Raw genomic sequence first — 262 nt, 5'->3', positions numbered from 1 at the left:
TTAGAGCAAGTCAACGCATTATATGAGGAGCTAGGAAAAGTAAAGGAAGTGTTAGATGGTACGTATGAGTTTGGTGGTAAGCCAGGTCAATATTCAAAGGAAGCATTTCAAGAACTAGAAAAAAGCTATAACACTGCTAAGCAAGCATTTGAAAATGTAGGAAGTACTGGGGAACAAATTATTCAAACATATAACGAATTAAAAACAGCTAATGTAACATTCGTACAATCAAAAGTGGCAGAAGAACAACCAAAAACACCGA

Annotated in this window: 1 pseudogene; it reads left to right on the top strand. The window is 35.5% G+C overall.

Annotated elements, in window-relative coordinates:
• A pseudogene (locus tag MR167_RS32225) lies at positions 1–262 on the top strand (LamG-like jellyroll fold domain-containing protein); the annotation flags it as partial.

This window comes from Bacillus cereus group sp. BfR-BA-01355, assembly GCF_022663675.1.
Taxonomy (GTDB): Bacteria; Bacillota; Bacilli; order Bacillales; family Bacillaceae_G; genus Bacillus_A; species Bacillus_A thuringiensis_S.
This window is presented reverse-complemented; position numbering and strand designations above follow the sequence as displayed.